This is a genomic window from Cellulophaga omnivescoria, assembly GCF_001999725.1.
Classification (GTDB): Bacteria; Bacteroidota; Bacteroidia; order Flavobacteriales; family Flavobacteriaceae; genus Cellulophaga; species Cellulophaga omnivescoria.
On sequence record NZ_MDDP01000004.1, the window covers coordinates 23,150 to 47,345 of the forward strand.

At 30.4% G+C, this 24,196-nt stretch carries 24 protein-coding genes and 2 pseudogenes; 18 read left to right on the top strand and 8 right to left on the bottom strand.

Features of this window, described 5'->3' with window-relative positions; all coding sequences use genetic code 11:
* Positions 1–3 precede the first annotated feature (3 nt).
* The 4 genes from BFJ87_RS02475 (at position 4) to BFJ87_RS02490 (ending at position 3,657) form a co-directional block, all read left to right on the top strand.
* A complete protein-coding gene (locus BFJ87_RS02475; protein WP_077399446.1) occupies positions 4–1,500 on the top strand; it encodes a mannitol dehydrogenase family protein in 1,497 nt (498 codons plus the stop codon).
* Positions 1,501–2,385, top strand: a complete 885-nt coding sequence (locus BFJ87_RS02480) for a carbohydrate kinase family protein (RefSeq protein ID WP_077399449.1) — start codon at positions 1,501–1,503, stop codon at positions 2,383–2,385. It abuts the gene before it with no gap.
* 149 nt (positions 2,386–2,534) lie between these two features.
* Positions 2,535–3,161 (top strand): TetR/AcrR family transcriptional regulator, encoded by a 627-nt coding sequence (locus BFJ87_RS02485; RefSeq protein ID WP_077399452.1) that lies wholly within the window; start codon positions 2,535–2,537, stop codon positions 3,159–3,161.
* A gap of 10 nt (positions 3,162–3,171) precedes the next feature.
* Positions 3,172–3,657: an Mpo1 family 2-hydroxy fatty acid dioxygenase gene (locus tag BFJ87_RS02490; protein WP_077399455.1), complete on the top strand. Its 486-nt coding sequence runs from the start codon at positions 3,172–3,174 to the stop codon at positions 3,655–3,657.
* A 22-nt stretch (positions 3,658–3,679) separates the two neighbouring features.
* Here the strand turns inward: BFJ87_RS02490 and BFJ87_RS02495 are convergent, their stop codons facing one another.
* The 4 genes from BFJ87_RS02495 to BFJ87_RS02510 are packed head-to-tail and all read right to left on the bottom strand — an operon-like array spanning position 3,680 to position 8,759.
* On the bottom strand, positions 3,680–5,068 hold the full coding sequence (locus BFJ87_RS02495; RefSeq protein WP_077399458.1) for a TolC family protein: 1,389 nt from the start codon (positions 5,066–5,068) through the stop codon (positions 3,680–3,682).
* A 3-nt stretch (positions 5,069–5,071) separates the two neighbouring features.
* Positions 5,072–6,418 (bottom strand): HlyD family secretion protein, encoded by a 1,347-nt coding sequence (locus BFJ87_RS02500; protein ID WP_077399461.1) that lies wholly within the window; start codon positions 6,416–6,418, stop codon positions 5,072–5,074.
* A 3-nt stretch (positions 6,419–6,421) separates the two neighbouring features.
* Positions 6,422–8,089 (bottom strand): peptidase domain-containing ABC transporter, encoded by a 1,668-nt coding sequence (locus tag BFJ87_RS02505; protein WP_077399464.1) that lies wholly within the window; start codon positions 8,087–8,089, stop codon positions 6,422–6,424.
* On the bottom strand, positions 8,079–8,759 hold the full coding sequence (locus BFJ87_RS02510) for a TetR/AcrR family transcriptional regulator (protein ID WP_077399467.1): 681 nt from the start codon (positions 8,757–8,759) through the stop codon (positions 8,079–8,081). Before BFJ87_RS02510 ends, BFJ87_RS02505 begins: the two co-directional genes overlap by 11 nt.
* A 364-nt stretch (positions 8,760–9,123) precedes the next feature.
* Here BFJ87_RS02510 and BFJ87_RS16960 point away from each other — a divergent pair, with 364 nt between their 5' ends.
* The 8 genes from BFJ87_RS16960 (at position 9,124) to BFJ87_RS02550 (ending at position 17,204) form a co-directional block, all read left to right on the top strand.
* A complete protein-coding gene (locus BFJ87_RS16960; protein ID WP_077399470.1) occupies positions 9,124–9,894 on the top strand; it encodes a hypothetical protein in 771 nt (256 codons plus the stop codon).
* 245 nt (positions 9,895–10,139) lie between these two features.
* Positions 10,140–11,477, top strand: a complete 1,338-nt coding sequence (locus BFJ87_RS02520) for a TolC family protein (protein WP_077399473.1) — start codon at positions 10,140–10,142, stop codon at positions 11,475–11,477.
* A gap of 10 nt (positions 11,478–11,487) precedes the next feature.
* The gene (locus BFJ87_RS02525) at positions 11,488–12,693 is read left to right on the top strand and encodes an efflux RND transporter periplasmic adaptor subunit (RefSeq protein WP_077399476.1); all 1,206 of its coding nucleotides are present in this window, start codon (positions 11,488–11,490) and stop codon (positions 12,691–12,693) included.
* A 5-nt stretch (positions 12,694–12,698) separates the two neighbouring features.
* The gene (locus tag BFJ87_RS02530; protein WP_077399479.1) at positions 12,699–13,442 is read left to right on the top strand and encodes an ABC transporter ATP-binding protein; all 744 of its coding nucleotides are present in this window, start codon (positions 12,699–12,701) and stop codon (positions 13,440–13,442) included.
* A gap of 2 nt (positions 13,443–13,444) precedes the next feature.
* Positions 13,445–14,665 (top strand): ABC transporter permease, encoded by a 1,221-nt coding sequence (locus tag BFJ87_RS02535; RefSeq protein ID WP_077399482.1) that lies wholly within the window; start codon positions 13,445–13,447, stop codon positions 14,663–14,665.
* A 70-nt stretch (positions 14,666–14,735) separates the two neighbouring features.
* Complete coding sequence (locus tag BFJ87_RS02540; protein WP_245799576.1) at positions 14,736–15,716, top strand: sensor histidine kinase; 981 nt, start codon at positions 14,736–14,738, stop codon at positions 15,714–15,716.
* Positions 15,713–16,441, top strand: coding sequence for a LytR/AlgR family response regulator transcription factor (locus BFJ87_RS02545; protein WP_216352835.1), 729 nt, complete (start codon positions 15,713–15,715; stop codon positions 16,439–16,441). The genes BFJ87_RS02540 and BFJ87_RS02545 overlap by 4 nt, the downstream gene beginning before the upstream one ends.
* Before the next feature lie 172 nt (positions 16,442–16,613).
* Positions 16,614–17,204: a DUF6515 family protein gene (locus BFJ87_RS02550; RefSeq protein ID WP_077399488.1), complete on the top strand. Its 591-nt coding sequence runs from the start codon at positions 16,614–16,616 to the stop codon at positions 17,202–17,204.
* 87 nt (positions 17,205–17,291) lie between these two features.
* Here BFJ87_RS02550 and BFJ87_RS02555 read toward each other — a convergent pair whose 3' ends face one another.
* Together BFJ87_RS02555 and BFJ87_RS02560 are read right to left on the bottom strand one after the other, a co-directional pair.
* On the bottom strand, positions 17,292–18,035 hold the full coding sequence (locus tag BFJ87_RS02555; RefSeq protein WP_077399491.1) for an acyl-CoA desaturase: 744 nt from the start codon (positions 18,033–18,035) through the stop codon (positions 17,292–17,294).
* A gap of 81 nt (positions 18,036–18,116) precedes the next feature.
* The gene (locus BFJ87_RS02560) at positions 18,117–18,686 is read right to left on the bottom strand and encodes a Crp/Fnr family transcriptional regulator (protein ID WP_077399494.1); all 570 of its coding nucleotides are present in this window, start codon (positions 18,684–18,686) and stop codon (positions 18,117–18,119) included.
* Between the two features lie 306 nt (positions 18,687–18,992).
* Here BFJ87_RS02560 and BFJ87_RS02565 point away from each other — a divergent pair, with 306 nt between their 5' ends.
* The 4 genes from BFJ87_RS02565 to BFJ87_RS02580 all read left to right on the top strand — a co-directional run bounded on the left by BFJ87_RS02565 (position 18,993) and on the right by BFJ87_RS02580 (position 21,129).
* Entirely contained in the window at positions 18,993–19,184 is a 192-nt protein-coding gene (locus BFJ87_RS02565; RefSeq protein WP_077399497.1) for a cold-shock protein, read from the top strand.
* A 145-nt stretch (positions 19,185–19,329) separates the two neighbouring features.
* Positions 19,330–19,800 carry a nucleoside deaminase gene (locus tag BFJ87_RS02570; RefSeq protein ID WP_077399500.1) on the top strand — a complete coding sequence of 157 codons (471 nt, stop codon included), beginning with the start codon at positions 19,330–19,332 and terminating at the stop codon, positions 19,798–19,800.
* Between the two features lie 152 nt (positions 19,801–19,952).
* Positions 19,953–20,483: a DUF421 domain-containing protein gene (locus BFJ87_RS02575; protein WP_077399503.1), complete on the top strand. Its 531-nt coding sequence runs from the start codon at positions 19,953–19,955 to the stop codon at positions 20,481–20,483.
* Positions 20,484–20,529: 46 nt separating this feature from the next.
* Positions 20,530–21,129 (top strand): DUF6642 family protein, encoded by a 600-nt coding sequence (locus tag BFJ87_RS02580; protein ID WP_077400084.1) that lies wholly within the window; start codon positions 20,530–20,532, stop codon positions 21,127–21,129.
* Positions 21,130–21,170: 41 nt separating this feature from the next.
* Here the strand turns inward: BFJ87_RS02580 and BFJ87_RS02585 are convergent, their stop codons facing one another.
* Positions 21,171–21,938 (bottom strand): TIGR03915 family putative DNA repair protein, encoded by a 768-nt coding sequence (locus BFJ87_RS02585; protein ID WP_077399506.1) that lies wholly within the window; start codon positions 21,936–21,938, stop codon positions 21,171–21,173.
* A 9-nt stretch (positions 21,939–21,947) separates the two neighbouring features.
* Positions 21,948–23,210, bottom strand: coding sequence for a putative DNA modification/repair radical SAM protein (locus BFJ87_RS02590; RefSeq protein ID WP_077399510.1), 1,263 nt, complete (start codon positions 23,208–23,210; stop codon positions 21,948–21,950).
* 135 nt (positions 23,211–23,345) lie between these two features.
* Here BFJ87_RS02590 and BFJ87_RS17010 point away from each other — a divergent pair.
* Positions 23,346–23,522: pseudogene (locus BFJ87_RS17010) on the top strand (helix-turn-helix transcriptional regulator); the annotation flags it as partial.
* 48 nt (positions 23,523–23,570) lie between these two features.
* A pseudogene (gene lexA / locus BFJ87_RS17015) lies at positions 23,571–23,948 on the top strand (transcriptional repressor LexA); the annotation flags it as partial.
* Positions 23,949–24,196 lie beyond the last annotated feature (248 nt).

Genomic DNA, 24,196 nt, shown 5'->3' on the forward strand with positions numbered 1-24,196 from the left:
ATTATGGAAAATATAAAATTAAACAACAGTAATCTTTCTAAAATATCAGAAAGAGTTTTGGTTCCTAATTATGATAGAAATGACATAAAAACAGGAATTGTACACGTAGGTATTGGAGGTTTTCATAGAGCTCACCAAGCTTTGTATACAGATTTGTTACTACAAAATAACAACAATAAAGATTGGGGAATTTGTGGTGTTGCATTGTTAGATTTTGATACTAAAATTTACAATACATTAAAAGAACAAGATGGTTTGTATACACTAATTGTTAAAGAGTTAGATGGGACACATACAAAACAAGTTATTGGCTCTATTGTAGACTATTTATTTGCACCAGAAGATCCTACAAAAGTGATTGAAAAAATGGCGCATTCTGATGTAAAAATTATAACACTTACCATTACGGAAGGTGGTTATAATTATAACGAAGTGACAAAGGATTTTAATTTTGAAAATCCGCTTATAGAACACGATTTAAATAACCCACAATCTCCAAAAACAATTTATGGCTACTTAACACAAGCTTTAAAATTAAGAAAAGAAAGAGGTTTAAAAGGATGTACTATACAATCTTGCGATAACATACAAGAAAACGGACATATGATTAAAAATATGCTGTTAAGTTATGTAAAACAAGCGCAACCCAACTTAGTAAATTGGATTAAAAAAAATGTATCCTTTCCAAATGCAATGGTAGACCGCATTACACCTTCAACAACTCAGGATGATATAGATAATTTAAAAAAGTCATCAGGTATAAATGATGCTTGGCCTGTAGTTTGTGAGCCTTTTAAGCAATGGGTTATAGAAGACAATTTTATACAAGGAAGACCTGCTTGGGAAAATGTAGGTGCTCAATTTGTTACAGATGTTGTTCCTTATGAAAAAATGAAATTAAGTTTACTAAACGCTGGTCATTCTGTATTAGGGATATTAGGAGCTTTAATTGGTTATAAAACCATAGACCAGGCTGTGAACAATAAAAACATAAGTACTTTTTTACATTTATATATAAATGTAGAGGTAACACCTACATTAGGAAATTTAGAAGGCTTAGATTTAGATTTATATAAAAAAACACTGCTAGAAAGGTTTGGAAATCCTAATATTAAAGATCAAATAGAGCGTATTTGCTCGGAGAGTTCTTCAAAAATTCCAATATTTATTTTGCCAATAGTAAAAACAAATTTAAAAAGCAATGGCTCTGTAAATTTAGCTGCGTTTGTTATTGCTGCTTGGGCAATTTACAGTCTAGGAAAAAATGAAAAAGGAGAAACTTTAATTATAAAAGATGCTAATAAATTATTATTAGATGTTAAAGCAAATATAGCTTCTAAAAAACCAGCAGCATTTTTAGAATTAGATACTGTTTTTGGAAACCTAAAAAATTCTGACATATTTAAAGAGGCATACCTTAAAGCATACAATAACATTACTAATAATGGAGTAGAAAAATGTTTGGAAGAAATAAATAGTAATAGTTTAAGTCATATATAAATGAAAAAAATTGTATGTTTTGGAGAAGTCCTTTGGGATATTTTTCCTACTCATAAAAAAATTGGTGGCGCGCCTTTAAATGTAGCATTAAGATTAAAATCGTTAAATAATACTGTTGCAATTATTAGTAAAATTGGTGATGATGAAAACGGTGAATTAATCAAAAAATATATTGATGAACAAGGTGTAAATACCAAAAACCTTCAGGTAGATGATGTTTTGCAGACAGGAGAAGTAAAGGTTATGCTTAACTCTAAAGGTTCCGCTACATATGACATACAGTTTCCTAGAGCTTGGGATAGTATAACAGTAACAACCAATACAAAGGAAATTGTTAAAAGTTCTGATGCTTTTATATATGGGAGCTTAGTTGCTAGAGATACAACTTCTAGAGATACATTGTATAGCTTATTAAAGTTGGCCAAGTTTAAAATTTTTGATGTAAACTTAAGAAGTCCTTATTATACAATTGAAGTTTTAAATTATTTAATGAAAGAGGCTAATTTTATTAAATTTAATGACGATGAAATTTTTGAAATAGGAAAAGCATTAAACTCCAAAACAAATTCACTAGAACAAAATATAAAGTTTATTGCGGAGCTAACCCAAACAAAATCTATATGTGTAACAAAAGGTCGTCACGGAGCTATTTTATATTACAATAATATATTTTATTACAATAGTGGTTACCAAATAGAGGTTGTAGATACTGTAGGTGCAGGAGATTCTTTTTTAGCTACGCTAATTAATAAATTATTAAAAGAACGTAACCCACAAAATGCAATAGATTGTGCTTGTGCGGTTGGAGCGTTGGTTGCGGGTAGTGAAGGAGCAAATCCTAAAATTGATCTTGAAGATATTAAAAAGTTTATAAACCCTTACTAATAGTACACCTATTAACTAATTATTAAAAAGAGGCTTTGTGTAGATACAGAGTCTCTTTTTTTTTTTCGTTTTTTTATAATTAGTACATATATACTATTTTTATTTATAAATTAGTATATGTTTACTAATTGTAATTTACCTATTTGCTTATGAAAAATAAAATTAAGAGTAAAGCAATTACTTTATTTAATGCCCATGGTATTGCAAACGTATCTATGAAGCAAGTTGCAGATAGTTTAAAAATGAGTGCGGGTAATTTAGGTTACCATTATAAAAATAAAGCTGCATTATTAGCTGTTATTTATGCAGATATGTACGAAGAAACTTTAGATTATATTCTTCCTGAAAACACCTACATTACGTTATTTCATTTTGAAGAAATGATGCTTAAGTTTGATGATTTACAAAAACGTTACTGTTTCTTTTTTAATGATTTAGTACATATTATTAAAACCTATCCAGCAATTGCCAAAGAGTATGAAGCCTCTAACCTAGTTAGATTTAAAGACGCCAGAAAATTAATAAATTATTATATAGAAACTGAACGATTAGTGCCTGAGAATGATTTTGTAGACTATAACAAAACTATTTACACCATTTGGATGACTAGCACATTTTGGCAATCTCAAAAATTAGCAATACACACAGCTAGTTACACAACTAATAAATGCGGGGCTATAGAAATGCTGTGGAGTATTTTATTGCCATACCTAACAGCAAAAGGCTTAGAAGAATACCAGCAGCTTAGAAAATTTGTAAAATTACCAACCAACTAAATATACAACTATGAGAAAAATTGATACCCTTTTAGCAGAGTACGCAGTAAGCCATCAAACAAAACTAAATATAGCTATACACTACATTTGCGTGCCGCTTATTTTTTTTAGTTTAATTGGTTTATTAGCCAGTATACCTATCCCAAACGTTATTACAAATACATTACCAGTTTTTTTAATGCCTTATGCTCATTTAGGAACTATTGTTCTAATTTTTGGATTGTTTTATTATCTAAAATTATCTAAAACTCTATTTGCAGGAATGTTATTTTTTTCTGTTATAGTACTTTTAGCAATAAATTATGTGTCACTTTTTATAGGAATACCGCTGTGGTTAAGTATGTTAATAATTTTTGTGCTTGCTTGGGTGGGGCAATTTATAGGGCATAACCACGAGGGTAAAAAGCCATCCTTTTTAAAAGATTTACAGTTTTTAATGATTGGTCCGGCTTGGACAATGAGTCATTTATTTGATGCTCTAAATATTAAGTTTTAACGTTTAATAGTGCTAAGTGTTATTAAAGCATTGTAATAACACTTAGCAATTTAGATTTGCTTAAAAACAAATTGTATTCTGTATCTATTTCTTTAAGCTGTGTTTCTATTAGTTTTACTTCTCTATAATTTACAAGAAAAAGCGAACCTTCTCCCAGGTTAAATTTTCTTTCCTCAGTGTAAACTAGTTTTTTATAATCTTTAACCAAATCCATAACTATAGTATGTTGGTTGGTATAAGAATCAATTTCTTGCAAACCACTTTCAATTTTGTTGCTTAAGCTAACCTTGGTGGCCATAATATCAAAATCTATATCTTGTAATTTTACTTTAGTTAATTTTAAATCTGCTCTTTCTTTTCTTAAAAATAAAGGAAAACTAATAACTAAACCTGTTTTATAGTTAGCGGAATTAAAACTATCTATATTTTGATAATCTGAGCTTAAAAAATTATACTGCAAATCTATTTTTGGTAGCAAATTATTGGTTTTATACCTTTTATCTATAGTTAGTATATTTTTCTTAATTTGTAATTCTCTTAATTTAGGATGATTTTCTACTAACTCTTCAGTGGTATTAAGCAATGAACTGTTTAAAACGGTGTTTATGCTGTTAATTGTTGTAGTATCTGGCGTTATAGCATTTGTTATCTCTAATGGGACATTGTTTTGTAGCCATAAAAAGTTAGACACTTCTAGTTTAGACTTTATGTACCCAATTCTTGCTTTTTCAATATCTAATAATCTGTTTTTATAGTTAATGCTAGCTTCTAAAGTGTCTACTGCAGGTTTATCTCCAGCAAAAAAGCTCTTTTTTACATTAAGTAATCTAATTTCTGCATTTTTTAAATAAGCAGTGTAAACAAGTTTAGCCTTGTAATTTTTTAACCAATTAAAATATGCCTCTGTAGCATCAAATAAAAAGTCGTTTACTACTAATTTTTGTTTAGCAGCAGCTTGTTGGGTGTATAGTTTAGCTTGCTTTAAGGTTGCCATTCTTTTATTGGTAAGTAGGCCCTTAGCTAAAGACACAGAAACTCCAGCGCTGTATAAACCATCTTCTGGTGTATTGTATTCTGGGTTTAAGTAAACCCCTTCATTATTCTCATAATTAGCTTTAAGTTCTACACCATACCAGGTCGGAATTTTAAAAGCAGCATTCAATTTATCATAATAGTTAGTGCCTTTAAATTCTTTATTGGCATAATCTACTTCTATCTTAGGATCAAAAGCACCTCTAGATTTTAGCAACTTAGCTTCACTATCCGTAGTAATTAAGTGAGCTTGTTTAACTATTGGATGGTACTTTTTTACGTAACCTAAGTATTCTTCTAAACTTAATATACTATCTGTTTCTTGTGCCTGTAGGGTAAGGCAAAGCAAGGAACAGAATAGAATTATATAATTTCTCATTGCTTATTTTTTATCAGAAGTTGGTGTTTTTGGAGTGTAATAATTGGGCGGAAAACTATTTATTTGTCTCCATATTTCAAACCAAATAGGCACATTTTCTAGTAAGGCAATTGTTTTGGCTCCAGAGCCAACGCGTATAGCCTCTGGCCAAGGTATTTCATTTTCATTAGGCTTAAGTAAAACTCTGTATTTACCATTGGTACTAATAAAATTTTCTATAGCTACTATTTTTGCGCCATATGTACCATAAGATACGTTAGGCCAACCGCTAAATATTATTGCAGGCCACCCATCAAACTGTACCCGCACGTCTTCACCAATATGTATTAGTGGTAAATCTATTGGGTTTACAAACATTTCTACGGCCAAATCATAATTAGCAGGCATAATATGTACCAGTGGTTCACCTTCTTTAAATGTTTCTCCTATACCTGCTTTAATGGTTTTGTTAATGTAACCAGCTTGTGGTGCGGTTATAAATAGTAAACTAGTTCTTTTTTTATAATTGGCTAAGCTTGTTTCTAATTTAGATACCTGAGCTTCAGTATCTAAACCACTAGATTCTGCTGTATACAAACTGCTTTGTGCCTTGGCAATTTTGTCTGCATAGGTGGCAGCTAACGTTGAAATAGCAAGTTTACTATTAATTAAATCTTGTCTGGTACTTAATAATTTATTTTGCTGCGAGGTAAGTTTTGCGTTAATTTCTTGCAGTTTAGATTGTTTTTCTTCTACATCTTTAACTGCTTTAATTCCTTCTGCCTGTAATGCAATAGCACGTTCATACTGCGTTTTTGCAATATTGGCATTAATTTTTAAAGCTTCTAAATCTATGCTGTCACTGGTAACTTTTAGTGCGGTTTGGGCAACTTTGTTTTTTGCTTGCTCTAATTTTAAGACACGTTCTTGCTGCAAAGCTGCTATTTGGTTTTTTAAGGCATCGGTTTTGTTTTTATAGGCTATTACAGAAGATGACTTTGCGTTTAATTGGTCATTAGTTCTTTGAGCAAGGTTCTCATCAAAATAATCGCTTTTCACCTCAGAAATACGTAAAATAGTGTCTCCTTTTTTAACAAAATTACCTTCTTGTACATACCACTGTTCTACACGGCCAGGTATTTGTGATTGTAATGTTTGTGGCCGTTGGTTTGGTTTAAGCGTAGTAACATTACCTTGACTTGTAATATTTTGCGTCCACGGTAAAAACAATACTAAAACTAAAAATATACTAAATATTTTTAAAAATGTTTTAAAGCCTTTGTGGTACTCCTTGTTAAATATTTCTTTACCAGATCTGTAATTAGATAAGTCTACATATTGAGATACCTTGTTTTTAGATATATTTAGCATAGCTTATGATTTAGAAGAGATTATAACACCATTTTTTAGTGTTATTTTCTTATTACATTTTTGTTCCCAACTTTTATTATTACTAACAATAATTAAACTCCAAGGGTGAGTTTTTAGTGATAAATAGTCTATGATTAAATTTGCTTCTTGTTCTTCAAATAAATCTAAAGGATTTTCTAAAATTAGTACTTTAGGCTGTTTTACAATTGCCCTAGCTAAAACTAGCTTTTTAGTAGTGGTGTAGGCTATTTGTTTACCTTCTGGTATTAAAATAGTGTTTAAACCTAAGGTTTGTTGCTTTAAAAAGTCTATTAGGCCTAAATGCTGAAAGGTAGTGTATATTGCCTCGTCACTTATTTCTTCATTCCCAAAGGTTACATTTTCTCTTATACTTCCTTCAAAAGTAGTTTCCTCAAACAAAGACATTCCTAAATTTGCTCTGTAGTTATTAATAAATAACCCACTTATTGCAAGGTCATTTACGTGTAAATAACCGCTTGTAGGTAATACAACACCAGCCATTAGTTGTAATAATGTAGACTTACCAGAACCACTTTCTCCGGTAACTAAAACCCTATCTTTAGGATTTACAGTAAAAGAAATGTCTTTTAATATTGTTTTATTTTTATCTGGTATGGTGTAAGATATATTATTAAGTTCTAAAGTTAAATCGTCTTTTTCATTAATTGATTCTCCGGTTTGTGGCTCTATAGGCTTATCTACAATTTGCCCTAATTTCTCTATAGAAGTTAGTACATCATAAAAAGACTCTAACCCTAATATTAGTTTTTCTACAGAGTTAATTACTAGTAGAATAATAATTTCAGCAGCCACAAACTGACCAATATTCATACGCTGGTCTAGTACTAAAAATCCGCCTATAGAAAGTAAACCAGCAGTTACAATAACCTTAAATCCCACCATTTGTAAAAATTGAACTTTTAAAATAGAGAAGTGACTTTCTCTAGATTTTAAGTATTTATCTACTAAATAATCTGTTTTTTCTAAAGCTAAAGACGTTTTTCCAGATAGTTTAAAGCTAATTACAGATCTGGATATTTCTTGTAGCCAGTGAGCAACTCTATATTTATTTTTAGATTCGTTTAAACTGGTATCTAATCCTTTTTGTGAAGTGTATTTAAAAACAACGTATGCCAACAGAACCAACAATATTCCAAACAAAATAAAAAATGGGTGGTAAAAAGATAGCAAGAGTAAGGCAAAAACTATTTGCAATAGGGCAGAAGGTACATCTATTAAAATTTTTGATAAACCCTTTTGTATAGTTAAGGTATCAAAAAACCTATTTGCTAATTCTGGAAAGTGTAAATTTCTTAATTCTACCATTTTTATTTTTGGAAAACGATAACTAAGCTCAAAAGAAGCACGTGTAAAAATACGCTGTTGTATGGTTTCAATAATTCTTATTTGCATAAGTTTTAATACTCCAGAAAAAGCAACACCAATGGTAACTAATATAATTAATACTATCCAAGAAGCAGATACTTGTGCACCTTGCAACAGGTTTATAATAGTTTGTATACCAATAGGTAAACTTAGTGCTACAATCCCTTCAAAAACAGCATAGTAGCCAATTTGTAATATATCTTTACGCTCTAACTGCAATAGCCCTAAAAATCGTTTCCAAGGTGTTAAAGTTTTATTTGGCATTTGCTAATGTTTTAAAAGTTAAATCTGTATAGAAATCTGTAGGTGTTGTTTTGCTATTACAACTTGTAATAGACTTAAAATGTAGTTTTAAAAAATGCTGATGTAAAGCACCCTCTAATAAATTACTGGCAAAACTTAAGGCGTATTTATATTTAGGGTTATAATCTGTAATCATTTCTGCAATACGCTGCACTGTGCGCTTGTAAGGCGTAAAAAAACCTTCTTTATTATCTTGGTCTACACCTTTTGTGTAGTAAGATTTAGAGTTTTCATTAATAATAATGGTATATAACAACTCTTCATTAATATGGCTGTAATTATTGTCTTGTTCTGTAGTTTTAGTAACAACCTCCACAGCTTTTTTTAATTTTTCTTTGGCATTTGTAATACTGTAGGTTTCAATTACCAACTGGTATTCTATCCATCCCCAATACCAAGCGGTTAGGTACATTAATAGTTTGTGTTTGCTCTCAAAATATCTATAAATAGAACTTTCATTAGAACCAATACTATTTCCTAGTTTTTTAAATGTAAAATCTTCAAAACCAATTTCTTCTAAAAGTATAATACTGTGTTCAATAATTTTTTTACCTAATGTAGATGACTCTGGGTCTTTTAAATAAATTCCTTCTGGTATTTCTATTTTAATATTTGATAGTAATTTTTTCATAACTAAAACTATTAAATGCAAATATAATAGTATTACTATTAAAAAAGAAACTAAAGCTATTGTGGGGCATTAAATTAACGTAGTAAAATTAGCGAAACATTAGTAAAAAAAGGACTTTACGGTGTTAATTAAATATATGTTAAATGTTATATATGTTTATTTTATAACAAAAATTATATGCCTTAGAATATCGCTATTCGCATTTCAAAAATATTTTACACAACCACTAAATAAGAATAGCTAAGAAACTTATAAAATAAGGTGTTTTACAGAAAACCTAATGGTGTTTACAGATAGTTGCTTTTTTACATAGTTAGTATGCATAGATTTGAGCAAAAGTCATAATACATTAATTTATAAAAATATGAGACTAAAACTAACAACTATACTTTTTTTAATCTGCGGTCTTCTTTTGGCTCAGGATAAAGAAACGTTTACAGGTAGTGAACATAATGTAGAATATAAAGCAATTTTTGATGGTAAAGATGTGTATCTCACTTTACGTACAGAGTTTAAGGAAACTATGCTATCTATGTTGCACCGCGGGTACACAATTTATTTTGATACCAAAGGAAAGAAAAAGAAGAATGTAAGCATACAGTATCCGTTAAAAACCGAACGTCCAGGAAAAGGAGCTAGGCCAGAAAGAGATGAGCGTAAAGAAAACAGAGAGAATAGCGAGCAAAAAGGCCCAGATATTGCAAAAATGATAGAAAACTTGCCTAAAAAAGCAAATTATTCCTATTTTGATTCTTCTGAAGATTTTAATTTGGATATGAATAATTTGGGTATTGTAATGAATTACAACTATTATAATACTAAAGAAAAAGGGGCTGTTTTGGAGTATCATTTAAAAGTACCAGCATCTAAAATATCCTCAGAAACTGGCAATCTCTCTAAACTGTCTATAGGAATTGTATCTACCAAACAAGAACAAAAAAACAACCAACAAAAACCTAATATTAGTATGGGAGGTAGGCAAGGTGGCGGTGGCCAAGGCGGACCTCCTGGTGGTGGCAGATCTGGTGGTGCAGGAAGAGGAATTAGCGGAGGAAGACCACCGCAAGCAGACACAAATTCACAAGTAGAGAAAATAGATTTTTGGTTTAAATTATATCCAAAAAAGAAAAAATAAAGGAAGAAGCACTAGCCAGTATAATTTTTTAGTTTCTTTTCACTAAACCGATTACGTTGTGGTAATCGGTTTTTTTGTGTTTTGTTGTAACCTAGCGCAACCCGTTTATATTTTTAGTTTAAAAGTAAAAAAAGTGGTAGATAAAATATAGCTTTTAGTATATGCAATACCCTTAAACATCTATTATTGTTTAATAGGATATAAGATAATTTCACCTTTACAGTGTAAATTAAAAACACCTAATAATGAAACGTTATCTTATAATAGCAAGTTTACTTATTGTACAGCTCTCCTTTGCACAGGAAAATGTAAGTAAAACTACAGCAACAAAAAATGTATGGTCTTTACAAGATTGTATTGCGTACGCCCTAGAGAATAATATAACTGTAAAAGATGCATCGCTAAATAAAAGTTTGGCAGAAGTAAATTACAGCAAATCTAAGTCTAGTAGATTACCTAATTTGTTTGGTAATGCATCTCAAAGTTTTTCTAATGGTAATACCATAGATCCAATAACAAGTAATTATGTTACAGACCAAATACACAGTACAAATGTGGGTATTAATACATCAGTTACTTTATTTCAGGGAAATCAAATTACTAATGAAATAAAACAAAATAAATTATTGCTAGAGCAAAGTATTTTTGAAGAGGAAGTAGAAAAAAATAACATTGTTTTAAATATTTTAGAAACCTACTTACAAACACTTTTTAGCAAAGAAAATATTGCTATTGCAGAAAGTAATTTAGAGGTTTCAGAGAAAGAGGTTAAAAGAGCAAAAGCACGTTTAGATGCAGGTTCTATTGCCTTAACAGATTATACAGAAGCTCAAAGCCAAGCTGCTACTAACAAATACAATTTAATTACTGCTAAAAATGATTACCAACAATATATAATAGCACTAAAGCAGTTGTTAGAGTTGCCTCCATTACAAAATATTGAAATTGAAGATGTAACCAATAATTTAGATTTTATTAATCTAGAATTAAATAAAGAAGCTGTTTATACAAAAGCACTAGATATTTTACCAGAAATAGAAGCTAGCAATTTAAATATAGCAGCAAATAAAAAAGAATTAGACATTGCTAAAGGTGGTTATTTGCCAACCTTGGCATTAACCGGTAGTGTTGGCAGTGGTTATACTAGTATAAACAGCAATACTTTTTCAGATCAGTTTGATGTAAATTTTAATCAAAAACTAGGGTTAACACTAAGTATTCCAATATTTAACAGAAACCAAACTAAAGCAGCTGTACAAACAGCCACTTTAAATATAGAAAAAGCAGAAATACAAAAGCAAAACGCAGAAAAAGAACTGTATAAAAAAGTAGAAACAGCATACCAAAACGCCTTGTCTGTCCAAGAGCAAGTAATAGCTTCAGAGACATCTAAAATAGCTGCAGAAGAGTCTTTTAAACTTGCTCAAAAAAAGTATGAGTTAGGAGACTTAAGCACTACAGATTTGGTAATAAGTCAAAACACATACACCAATGCGCAACAAAATTACTTGCAAGCAAAATACTTAAATATTTTATACCATCAATTACTACAATTTTACCAAGGAAACGATATAAAACTTTAATTAAAATACAATGAAAACAAAAAACAAAATAGTAATAGCAAGCATTACAGTACTAGTAATTGCTTTGGTAGGATATTCATTTATTACTAATGAAGATAATACAATAATACAAGCACAAACAGTTACGGCAAAAAAAGCTAATGTAGCAACAATTGTTACAGCAACCGGAACTATAGAACCAATTACACAAGTAGAAGTAGGTACGCAGGTATCCGGTGTTGTAGAAAAAATATATGTAGACTATAACAGTGTTGTAACCGAAGGGCAATTAATAGCAGAATTAGACAAAACTAATTTAAATGCTGCAAAAATTCAGGCTCAGGCTGCTTATGATAATGCGGTAAGTCAAAAAAATTATACTAAAACTATTTATGACAGGCAAAAAACATTGTTTGAAAATAAAGTCATTAGTAAATCAGATTTTGATGAAGCTTCGTACAATTATGAAACAGCCAAAGGTACAGTTACACAACGTTTTTCTGATTTACAATCTGCACGCACCAATTTAGGATATGCAAATATTTATTCTCCAATAAACGGTGTTGTATTGTCTAAAGATATAGATGAAGGACAAACTGTTGCCGCAAGTTTAAGTACTCCTACTTTATTTACAATTGCACAAGATTTAAAAGAAATGCAAGTAGAAGCAGATGTAGATGAAGCAGATATAGGGCAAGTTAAAGAAGGCCAACGTGTAACTTTTACCGTAGATGCATATTTGGGAGAAACATTTAGTGGAGAAGTTACTCAGGTGCGTTTAGACCCAACTGTTACTTCAAATGTGGTTACATATACAGTTGTTATTAAGGCAGATAATCAAGATTTAAAATTAAAACCAGGTTTAACTGCAACCATATCTATTTATACATTAGAGTTAAATAATGTGTTAACCGCAGAAGCAAAAGCAATAAACTTTAAACCTACTTTAGAAGATTTAAAAGCTTATAACAAACAACATCAATTACCAGAAAATACTACAAGTAATACTACAGATAAATCTACCCTATGGGTGTTAGAGTCTAACGGTGTTATAACTCCTAAAACAGTTGTATTAGGAGCTAGTGACGGAGTTAATGTACAGTTATTAAGCGGAGTTAATGTAGGAGATAAATTAGTGTATGGTTTAAAAGGTTTTAGTAATACAGATAGCTCTAATCAACCTAAAAGTGAAAGTCCTTTTATGCCAAAAAGACCAGGATCTAATAATAAAAAATAGAAACTATGCGTAAAGAAATTATAAAAATAGAGAATTTAAAGCGACAGTTTACAATGGGATCAGAAACGGTGCATGCATTAAAAGGGATTTCATTTACTATTCATGAGGGCGAGTTTGTAACTATTATGGGGTCTAGTGGTTCTGGTAAAAGTACAATGTTAAATATTTTAGGTTGTTTAGACCAACCAACATCTGGCATATACCAAATAGATGGTGTTAGTGTAAAGGACTTAAACAGAAACCAATTAGCTACTATTAGAAACGAGAAAATTGGTTTTATTTTTCAGTCTTACAACTTATTAGCAAGAACATCTGCTATAGAAAATGTAGAATTACCATTGCTTTACAATAGTAAAGTTTCATCTGAAGAACGTAGAGAAAGAGCTGTAAAAGCATTAGAAATGGTTGGTTTAGGAGAAAGGTTGCATCATACTCCATCACAACTATCAGGAGGGCAGCAACAACGTGTAGCTATAGCAAGGTCTTTAGTAAATAACCCTGTAATGATACTTGCAGATGAGGCTACTGGTAATTTAGATACAAGAACTTCTTATGAAATTATGTCTTTATTTCAGGAATTAAATGACAAAGGTATTACAATAACATTTGTTACTCATGAACCAGACATAGCAACATTTAGCAACAGAACAATTGTGCTAAAAGATGGAGAAATTATGCAAGATTATACAAATTATAAGGTAGAATCTGCAGCAGAGCAATTAGCTAACTTACCTAAAGAAAATAATTAATTATGAGACTATTAAATTTATTTAAAATTGCAACTAAAGCAATTGTACTTAACAAAACAAGAACATTGCTTACTATGTTGGGTATTATAATAGGGGTAGCATCTGTAATTGCAATGTTGGCAATAGGTGAAGGTTCTAAAGAAAGTATACGTACAACTATTTCATCTATGGGTTCTAATATGATAACAATTAGGCCTGGAGCAGATGATAGAGGACCTGCCAGGGGAAGTGGAGGTGATGTACAAACTTTAACACTTAAAAATTATGAAACCATAAAAGAGCAATCTAATTTGTTGAGTTATATAACTCCTGTAGTTAATGGAGGCGGACAAGTTATAAACGGCTCTAATAACTGGCCTTCTAGTATTTATGGCGTTAAACCAGAATATTTAGATATTAAAGTTGTTGGGTTGCAAAGTGGTAGTATGTTTACAGAGGCCGAGGTTAATTCTGCTGCTAAAGTAGCTGTAATTGGTCAAACTGTTGTAGATAATGTTTTTCCAGATGGTCAAGATCCGGTAGGACAAATGATAAGGTTTAATAACATTCCTTTTAAAGTAATTGGCGTATTAGAAGAAAAAGGAGAGAATACTTTTGGTCAAGATCAGGATGATGTGGTAATTGCACCATTTACAACGGTACAAAAAAGAATTTTAGCAATAGATTATCTAAATCAGATAATGGCTTCTGCTGTTAGTGAAGATGATGCGTCTACAGCCGTGGAACAAGTATCAAAAATACTGCGAGAAGAACATAAATTATTAGATAATGAAGAAGATGATTTTACAGTTCGTTCTATGGAAGAATTAATTTCTACTTTTAGTTCTACTAGTGAAATGCTTACAATATTACTTGTTGCAGTGGCTAGTATATCTCTATTAATAGGCGGAATTGGCATTATGAATATTATGTATGTTTCTGTAAAAGAACGTACTAAAGAAATAGGCTTGCGTATGGCTGTTGGTGGTAAAGGTTCAGATATTTTAATGCAATTTTTAATTGAAGCTATTTTAATAAGTATAACTGGTGGTATTTTAGGAGTATTCTTAGGACTTGGAGCAACGTTTTTTATAGAAAATTTCTTAAATTGGCCTACTAGTGTGGCCTTATATTCTATAATAATTTCATTTGCAGTTTGTGCTATAACAGGTATATTTTTTGGATGGTATCCAGCAAGAAAGGCTTCTGCATTAGACCCAATAACCGCTTTACGTTACGAGTAATAAGATTATGTATAAAAATAAAACAATAACAATAGTATCACACGTGCTAGTATGGCTAACATTATTTTGTTTGCCATATTTGCTATCGTATGGACAAGAGCTAGAAATTAATAGAGTAATTGCACATTTTTGGATTCCATTACTCTTTTCTGCTATTATTTTTTACTTAAATTTTTTTGTAATAGTAGACCGTTTTTTGTTTCCTAAAAAAACATTTTTCTTCATCATTTTAAATGCTTTTCTAATTTTCTTTTTTCTTTTTTTAAAGGAAAACATAGAAGATAATTTTTTTCAGGATTTTGTAAAAAACAGAGCAGTTAATACAAATAGGGAAGGACCTCCTTTTAAAATGGTTATTTACATACAATTTTTATCATACTTAGCTCCTTTATTTTTTGCTGTAGCATTAAAGTCTACTAAACAATGGGCAAAAACAGAAGCAGAAAGAAAAGAAGCAACAAATTTTAAACTAAAAACAGAATTACAACATTTGCACTATCAATTGCAACCTCATTTCTTTTTCAATTCTTTAAATAATATTTATTCTTTAGTTGATATATCTCCTAATCAAGCAAAAAAGTCAATACATAGCCTAAGTAAGTTAATGCGGTATATGCTTTATGAAACTAATTTAGAGTTAGTTCCTTTAAGCAAAGAAATAGAATTTCTTAAAAAATATATAGATTTAATGAAGCTAAGGGTGTCCGATAAAACAATTGTTACATATAACTTTCCTGAAAATGAAACTGGTATACAAATAGCCCCATTGTTGTTTATTTCTTTAATAGAAAATGCATTTAAACATGGTGTTTCTGCAACTAAAGAAAGTAGTATAGATATAGGTATGAGTTGTACAAATGGTGTTGTTGTATTTACTGTAAAAAACAATAACTTTCCTAAAAAAACAGATGACAAAAGTGGTTCTGGAATTGGTTTAAAAAATTTAGAGAAAAGACTAACTCTTTTATACCCTAATAAGTTTAACTTTAATAGTTCTTTACAAGGAGAAAGCTTTATAGTTTCTTTAAAAATTGATACTTCTAAAAAATGAGCAATATAAAAATTACGTGTGTTATTGTAGATGATGAACCTATGGCTCTAAATTTAGTAGAGAGCTATGTAAATAAAACACCTTTTTTAAGTTTAAAAGCCAAATGTAATAGCGCTATAGAGGCCATGGAGTTTATTAAAGAACAGCCAGTAGATTTATTGTTTTTAGACATACAAATGCCAGATTTATCTGGGATAGAATTTTCTAAAATGTTACCTAAAAATACACGTGTAGTTTTTACTACCGCTTTTGACCAATATGCGCTAGAAGGTTTTAAAGTAGAAGCTTTAGATTATTTATTGAAACCTTTTGATTATGCAGAGTTTTTAGTTGCAGCTAATAAGGCAAGTACTTGGTTTTCATTAATAAAAGAAAAAAAACAATCTAATGTATCTAATCAAAAAGAGTTTCTTTTTGTAAAGTCCGAATACAAACAATTGCGCATAAAACTAGCAGATGTGTTGTATTTTGAAGGATTAAAAGATTACATAAAAATTTGGTTAAAAAATAATCCTAAACCCATTTTAACTCTTATGAGTTTAAAATCGTTAGAAGAGGAGTTGCCAGAAACTAATTTTATGCGTGTACACCGTTCTTTTATTGTTTCTTTAAAGAACATAGATGTTATAGAACGTAGTCAAATTATTATTAACGACCAACGTATAACAGTGTCTGAGCAATATAAACCACGTTTTTTGGAATTTATAACTAACAACTCACTTTAATTATTATCATTTTAACTTTAAGTTCTTCTATGTAATTTACCTATTGGTAGATACAATTAAGGCAGTTATCTATTTGCCTTTTTAAACGTATTTTTTGGTTATACTTTTAAACTATTAATAAGAAAAATGGTCTTATTAACAAGCAAAGTATAATATTAAAAATGTATTAGTTATGAAAACATTAGTTAAAAAATACATCATACCAGTAACACTTTTAGTAGCATTAACAACTCAGGTTTCTGCACAAAGAAAGCGTACTGCAAATGAAAAAACAGTAGTAAAAACAACAACCACAAGAACAACAGTAAGTAAAAGAGTGCCTAGCACTAAAGTAACTTATAAAACGCCTAAAAAGAAAATTGTTTCTGTAAGAACGGTGCCTAATAAAACTGTGGTTAAGCACAAAGGTGTTAACTATTATTACGCTAACAACAAGTTTTACACACAATCTAGAGGTAGGTATATAGCAATTGCACCCAAGGTAGGATTTAGAATTAATGTTTTACCAACAAATTATAAAAGGGTACGTTTTAACAACCGTAATTATTATAATGTGCAAGGGATATTTTATGTGCAAATAAATAACCAATATGAGGTTGTAGATCCAGAAGTAGGTACTATTGTATATGAGCTACCTAGTAATTATGAAAAGGTAACTATAGACGGACAAACTTATTTTGAATTTGCAAATGTATTGTATGAAAAAGTACAAGTAAATGGTACCAGAGCTTATGAAGTTGTAGGTATTATAGATATGGATTAAGTTGAGTTAGTTTAGTTTTTTTAAGAAAAAAGAGGATAGTTACATGCTAATTATCCTCTTTTTATATACTATATTTTATTTATAAACTTATTTCTGGGATACTTTTATAGTTCTAAGCTTAATAATACCCAAAGCGTTAAGAATTTTTATAATAACATAAGTAACATCAACCTCATACCATTTTACACCAAAATTAGCTCTACTAGCATATTTATGGTGGTTATTATGGTAGCCTTCACCCATCATTAAAAAATCAAACCTAAAAAGGTTTTTACTGGTGTTTTTCATTTTAAAATTTACGTAACCGTAAATATGACCAAACCAGTTTATAATAACACCGTGTATTGGCGCCATTAAAAACGTAACTGGTAATAAAGCCCACTGCCAAGCGGCTGTTGTAAAGTACACAAAAAATAAAATGTATAATGTAATCCAAAGTAACCTAGAGAATCTAGAGCTTGCAAAAGCATCAAAAGATTTCCACTGTGGTACATTTTTAGTAAAACGTTTGTCTACTGCAATTCGTTCTTTATTAATGTCTTGGTATACGGTTTTTGTACGCCACATCATAGAAAACAAATTATCATCATAAGCAGGGGAGTGCGGATCTTTTTCTGTGTCTGTGTACGCGTGGTGCATACGGTGCATAACACCATAACCATAAGCACTTAAATAACTAGAACCTTGAAAAATCCAGGTTAATACAAAGGTAATACGCTCTGTAGTTTTAGACATTGTAAAAACTTGGTGTGCTGCATAACGGTGTAAAAAGAACGATTGAAAAAATAAACCTCCGTACCACAACACCAAAACAAAAATGACTATTGCCATATAACTTTTTTTTGCAAAGGTAATTTGGACTTTTTCTTAAAACAATGAACCCAAATCAATAAAAAGCCAGTAAATACCAGCTTATAGGCGCTTTCTTATACGGCTTAGAGCCTGTGCTGTAATACCAATGTAAGAACTTATGTACTTAAGCGGAATTACCTTTAAAAGTTCTGGGCGTTCCTTAAATAATTTAAGGTAGCGTTCTTCTGCAGTTAGGTTAAGTAAATTTTGTTCTCTTTTAGACTTTATTAAAAATAAACGTTCTGCAGTTAATCTTCCTATAAAATTGCCAATTTGTGTTTTTGCATATACCTCTTGCAAATCTTCATAAGTTATACTTAATAATGTGGTTTTGGTAAGTGCCTGCAACTGGTATGCAGAGGGTTGCTGCGTTAAAAATGAATCATATGCACTAATAAACTGGTTGTTAAAACTAAAACCAAACGTAATTTCTTTGTCTGGGTTATCTTTTGGTATAAACAAACGCACTACACCAGTTTCTATAAAAGAAATATGTTTTTCTATTTCGTTTATTTTTAAAAAAATATCCTTTTTAGCAATTTCTCTTCGTTGTAATTTAGAGGTAAAAAATGCCCAATCTTCATTAGAAATTGTTGCAATCTGATCTAAATATGTTTTTATCTGCTCCAAACCTTGTTAACTAGTGTTTTAAGTTGGTAAAGATACGTATTACTGGTTTTTTAGCATCAAATTAATTCATATATAACGTATTCAAACTAGTCTTGTATAAATGTGTAGGCTATATGTTTATACGCTAAAACTTAACTTAATTTTATTTGTACTATTGCAGGTGCAATTCAATTAATAATCATTTTAATTAGTACTTTAATTAGTATTTATAAAATATTAATTAATAATAAGTTACAAATTAAGGTGTTGCTAACTTTATTAGGCTTACATTTGCAGAAGTTAATATCAAATTATTACAATATTATTATGAGTAAAGGAACAGTAAAGTTTTTCAACGACACAAAAGGATTCGGATTTATAACTGAAGAAGGAGTAGAGAAAGATCATTTTGTGCACATTTCAGGATTAACAGATGAAATCCGTGAAGGTGACCAAGTTGAATTTGACTTACAAGAAGGAAACAAAGGATTAAATGCAGTAAACGTAAAAGTTATCTAAATATATATTTCAAGTTTTTACAAAAGTCCATCATTAATTTGATGGACTTTTTTTATACCTAAAAATGAGTAATTGCAAGAAATATGAGTTTATTTTAAATTGATTTTTTAAAATGATTTGTATTTTGCCAAAAAATAGAAATAAAATGAGTGACGAAAAGTTTATGCAAGAAGCTGTAAATGCAGCTTTAAAAGGAATGCAAAACAATGAAGGCGGACCATTTGGTTGTGTTATAGTTAAAGACGGTAAAATTGTTGGTAAAGGAAATAATAAAGTAACTTCTACCAACGACCCAACTGCACATGCAGAAGTTACTGCTATAAGAGATGCGTGTAAAAATCTAGACTCTTTTCAGTTAGATGGGTGTATAATTTACACATCTTGTGAGCCTTGTCCTATGTGTTTAGGTGCAATTTACTGGGCAAGACCAGAAAAAGTATACTACGGTAGCAGCCAAGCAGATGCTGCTAATATTGGTTTTGATGATGAATTTATTTACAAAGAAATTCCATTACCGTACAATGAAAGAAGTATACCTTTTGAGCAGTTATCGCCTGAAATAGCGATAAAACCTTTTCAAGAATGGACTAAAAAAGAAGATAAAACAGAGTACTAATTATTAACTACTTAGTTTTAAAGCACTAATTAAACTAGATTATAACTGGTTTGGTTAGTGCTTTTTTTATAAAAACGTTTAGCGTTAACACTAAACCTAATTAAGATAATAGTAGCTAGCTAACAGCCATATTTTTGCTATAAAAAATAAATATGGAAAATTGGTTATTTGCATCGGGCGAAATTTTAGGTAAAGTTGTACTAAGTATTGTAGCAATATTTACCATTATAATAATAATTACAAGAATATCTGGCTTACGTACTTTTGCCAAAATGTCTAGTTTTGACTTTGCTTCTACAATTGCAATAGGTTCTATATTAGCGTCTATTGTTTTAAATTCTAACCAATCTATTACTAAAGGTGCAATAGCTTTAGGTGGTATTATCTTATTTCAATCTGTTTTTTCGTATTGTAAACGCAATTATGAGTGGTTTAATAACTTATTTACCAACAAACCAATGTTATTAATGGAAAACGGAGAATTTATACTTCAAAACCTTAGGAAAACCAATGTAGATCCAAAAGATATTTATGCTAAACTTAGAGAGGCTAATGTAAAAGATAAAAGCGAAATTTTAGCTGTTGTACTAGAAAGTACTGGAGATATATCTGTACTACATAAAAGTAAAGATATAGGTCTTGCAAAAGAAATTTTAACAGGTGTACAAAAACAACAAGACTAAAATATGCGTTACTTTTGTAATTAATAAGCTATATAAAAATTACAATTTGTTAGAAAAAAGGCGACAATTACCAGAACAACAAGAAGCTAATACAGACTATTTTATTTACTGCTTAGAAGGGGTAGAAGATGTAGAGTTAAATACAATTACTACAACACAAAATAAATTAGCAGAATTAACCTCACAGTACGGTGTTGCTAGTATTTACAAAACGTGCGACACTATAGAGGATTTAGAGGCTAGCTTAAATACGTTACTTTTAGATGATCATAATTTTAAAAATTATGAAATTATTTATCTTGTAATTGCTGGGGAGGCAAATAGCATTTGTTTAAATGATTATTACTATAGTTTACAGGAAATAGCAGAAATTTTTGAAGGCAGATTGCAAAACAAAATTCTACACTTTTCTAATGCTAAAGTTTTAGATTTAGATGAAGAAGAAGCACAATATTTTATAGCTATTACTGGGGCAAAAGGCGTATCTGGTTATGGCAATCCTTATAACGGTATATCTAGTGCAGAATTAGACAAAGTTTTTTTTAATTTGTTTAAAGAAGATGACAATATGTTTGATGTTGTAGAAGAACTGCACCAAAGACATTATAAAATGTGTAAACTATTAGATTTTAGGTTATACTACTAACTTAGCTGTAAAAACTACATTTTTTGTGCTAAAATAAATTACTAAATATGTTTCTCGCTTAAGTATTTCCAATATCGCTTAGGCACGTGTTGTATGTGCAGTTTCATATTTTTTCTAGATTCAATGTTTGTACTTTTAAAATAATCGTTCCATAATTGCTGAAACTCTAATTCTACCGCTGCAAATATATCTGCAGAAGTTTTAGTGGGGTCAAAACTAGCATCAAAGTCTAGCTTAATTATATCTACCTTTTCTAAATTATAATACAAACCATATTTACGTTTTAAGTCGTAAATAAGCCATTTTTGGTCTGCATAACGTTTTTCAAAATGCCTTTTTATAAGTGGTAACACATTAAAATCTGGCTCTATGTTAGCAAAATAAACACCATCTTTAGTAAGTTTAAAACGTACAAAAGCTTCCATTCTGTGTTTTTCTCGTCCAACGTTTTTAGTGAGCTTGGCAATCTCTAAAATATGTTTGTTAGTAAAGTCAGACCCAACATTTTTATGAGAAGCAAATACATATACTATTGCATTATATAAAGTATCTTCTACAATGGGTTTTTCACTTAAAAATGCATAATAAAACCGCCTAACTTCATCTGTAGACATTTTCTTTTTTAAGCCCGCCCAAACGCGGTTGGCTTTTTCTTTGCTAGTGTAAACGGTGTCATAAGTGCCAAATAAAGGTTGCAAAAATCGTTGTTCTGTAACAATTTTAACAGTTTTTAATTTTAGCTCAAAGGCGGTAAATACTGCTGTTAAAAACCCATCAAATGTACCGTCATAAATTAGTGTGGTCTCCATAACACAAGTCTATCCAAAAAGATTTAATTGGTTACTAAGCAAATCTGTGTATTTACTTTTAGAATTTTGCAATATTAAACCTTTAATTTTTTCGGCAGTTAAATCTCTAGTTTCAAATTTATTAGAAGCGCAAATTAAAAAGTACTGCGCACGATTTAATGATACACCAATTGCCTTTAAATGCTCCCAATTAAGTTGTCTGTAGCGCCTTGCTTTTAGTATTTTATATACAGATTTCATTCCTAAACCAGGAATTCTTGCCAGCATATGCTTGTCTGCTTTATTTACATCTATAGGAAACTCGTGTAAATTACGTAGTGCCCAACCCAATTTAGGATCAATATCTAAATCTAAATGTTGGTGTTGCTCGTTTAAAATCTCTTCAATGTTAAACCCGTAAAATCTTAGTAACCAGTCTGTTTGGTATAATCTATTTTCGCGTAGCATAGGAACAGGAGTACCAATTTGTGGTAAACGTGTATCATAACTAATTGGCACATAGCCAGAGTAGTATACACGTTTTAAATTAAAATTCTTGTAAAAATAGTTAGAGGTGTACATAATCTGCATATCATTTTCACCACTGGCACCAACAATCATTTGTGTACTTTGCCCACCAGGAGCATATTTTGGTGTACTTTTAATAAGCTTTTTCTCGTTTTTGTACTGTATAATTTCATTTTTAACCTTAATCATAGGTTTAATAAAATCCTCTCTATTTTTATCTGGAGCTAAAAGTTTTAAGCCTTTTTTAGTCGGAATTTCAATATTAACACTAAGTCTATCTGCGTACAAACCAGCCTCACGCATTAGCTCATCACTAGCACCCGGAATAGATTTTAAATGTATGTACCCATTAAAATTCTCCTCTAAACGCAATTTTTTAGCCACAGCAACCAAACGTTCCATAGTATAGTCTGCACTTTTAAAAATACCAGAGCTTAAAAAAAGACCTTCAATATAGTTACGTCTGTAAAAATTTATAGTTAAATCTACCACCTCTTGTACTTTAAAAGCAGCACGTTTAATATCATTGCTTTTACGTGTAACACAGTAAGCACAGTCAAAAATACAATGGTTTGTTAATAGTATTTTTAGGAGAGATACACAACGGCCATCCTCTGTGTAGGTATGGCAAATACCAGAAGCAGACGCATTACCCAATCCTTTATTGGTATTGGTTCTGTTACTGCCGCTAGAGGAGCAAGACACATCGTACTTTGCAGCATCTGCAAGGATGTTAAGTTTTTCTTGTACACGTTGAAAAGACATACCTTAAAATTTGAATTTAGACTGTAAAGATACAATGTAAACTAATAAAAAGCATATTTTGTAATTAATTTATATCTCATTTTATGATATATAAAAGTGTATTTTACTATATTTGACACTGAAAACAATGCAGTTATGAACCGTATTAAGTATGTATTAGAAGACAAAGGAATTAAGCAAACCTGGTTGGCAGAAAAACTAGGCAAAAGCTACAATATGGTAAATTCTTATGTACAAAATAGGAGACAACCTAGTTTAGAGTTACTGTATGAAATTGCACAAATTTTACAAGTAGAAGCCAGAGATTTATTAGATGGTAACCAAGCCGTATTTAATACAACTACAACAGAAACCGATACGGTAAACATACCTTTGGTAGGTTCTGTAGCTTGCGGTTTACCGATATTTGCAGAAGAGCATATAGAGGCACAAATTGCCATATCTACAAAGTTGGTAAAAACGCCTTCAGATTATTTTTTGCTAAGAGCTACAGGAGACTCTATGAACAAGAAAGGAATAAACAGTGGCGATTTACTACTAATTAAACGCCAGCATACGGCAGAAACTGGAGATTTAGTATTGGCCTTGTTAGATGATGAAGCTACCGTTAAAGAATTTAAAAACAACGGTAGCAACCTTGTTTTAAAGCCGCACTCTACAAACCCAAAACACCAACCAATTATTTTAACTACAGATTTTAAAGTACAAGGTATTGTAGCAGATGTTATTAAGGTGTAGTTAAATACATAAGTTTTTTAGTAATTTATTTTGTAAAAAGTAGGAGGTAAGTAGCATTTTCCAAAATCCGTAGTAAGTGTTACCAATAACTAATTTTGTACCATTTATAAATAAATAGTACCCAAGTATACATATCTGTAATTGTGGTAAAAAAAATAGTTTTACATTGTAGGAAAATTTAACAACCAAAACTAACCAAACTACATTAAGAGTGTTAATACACCTGTATTGGCGTAATAAACGTTAGT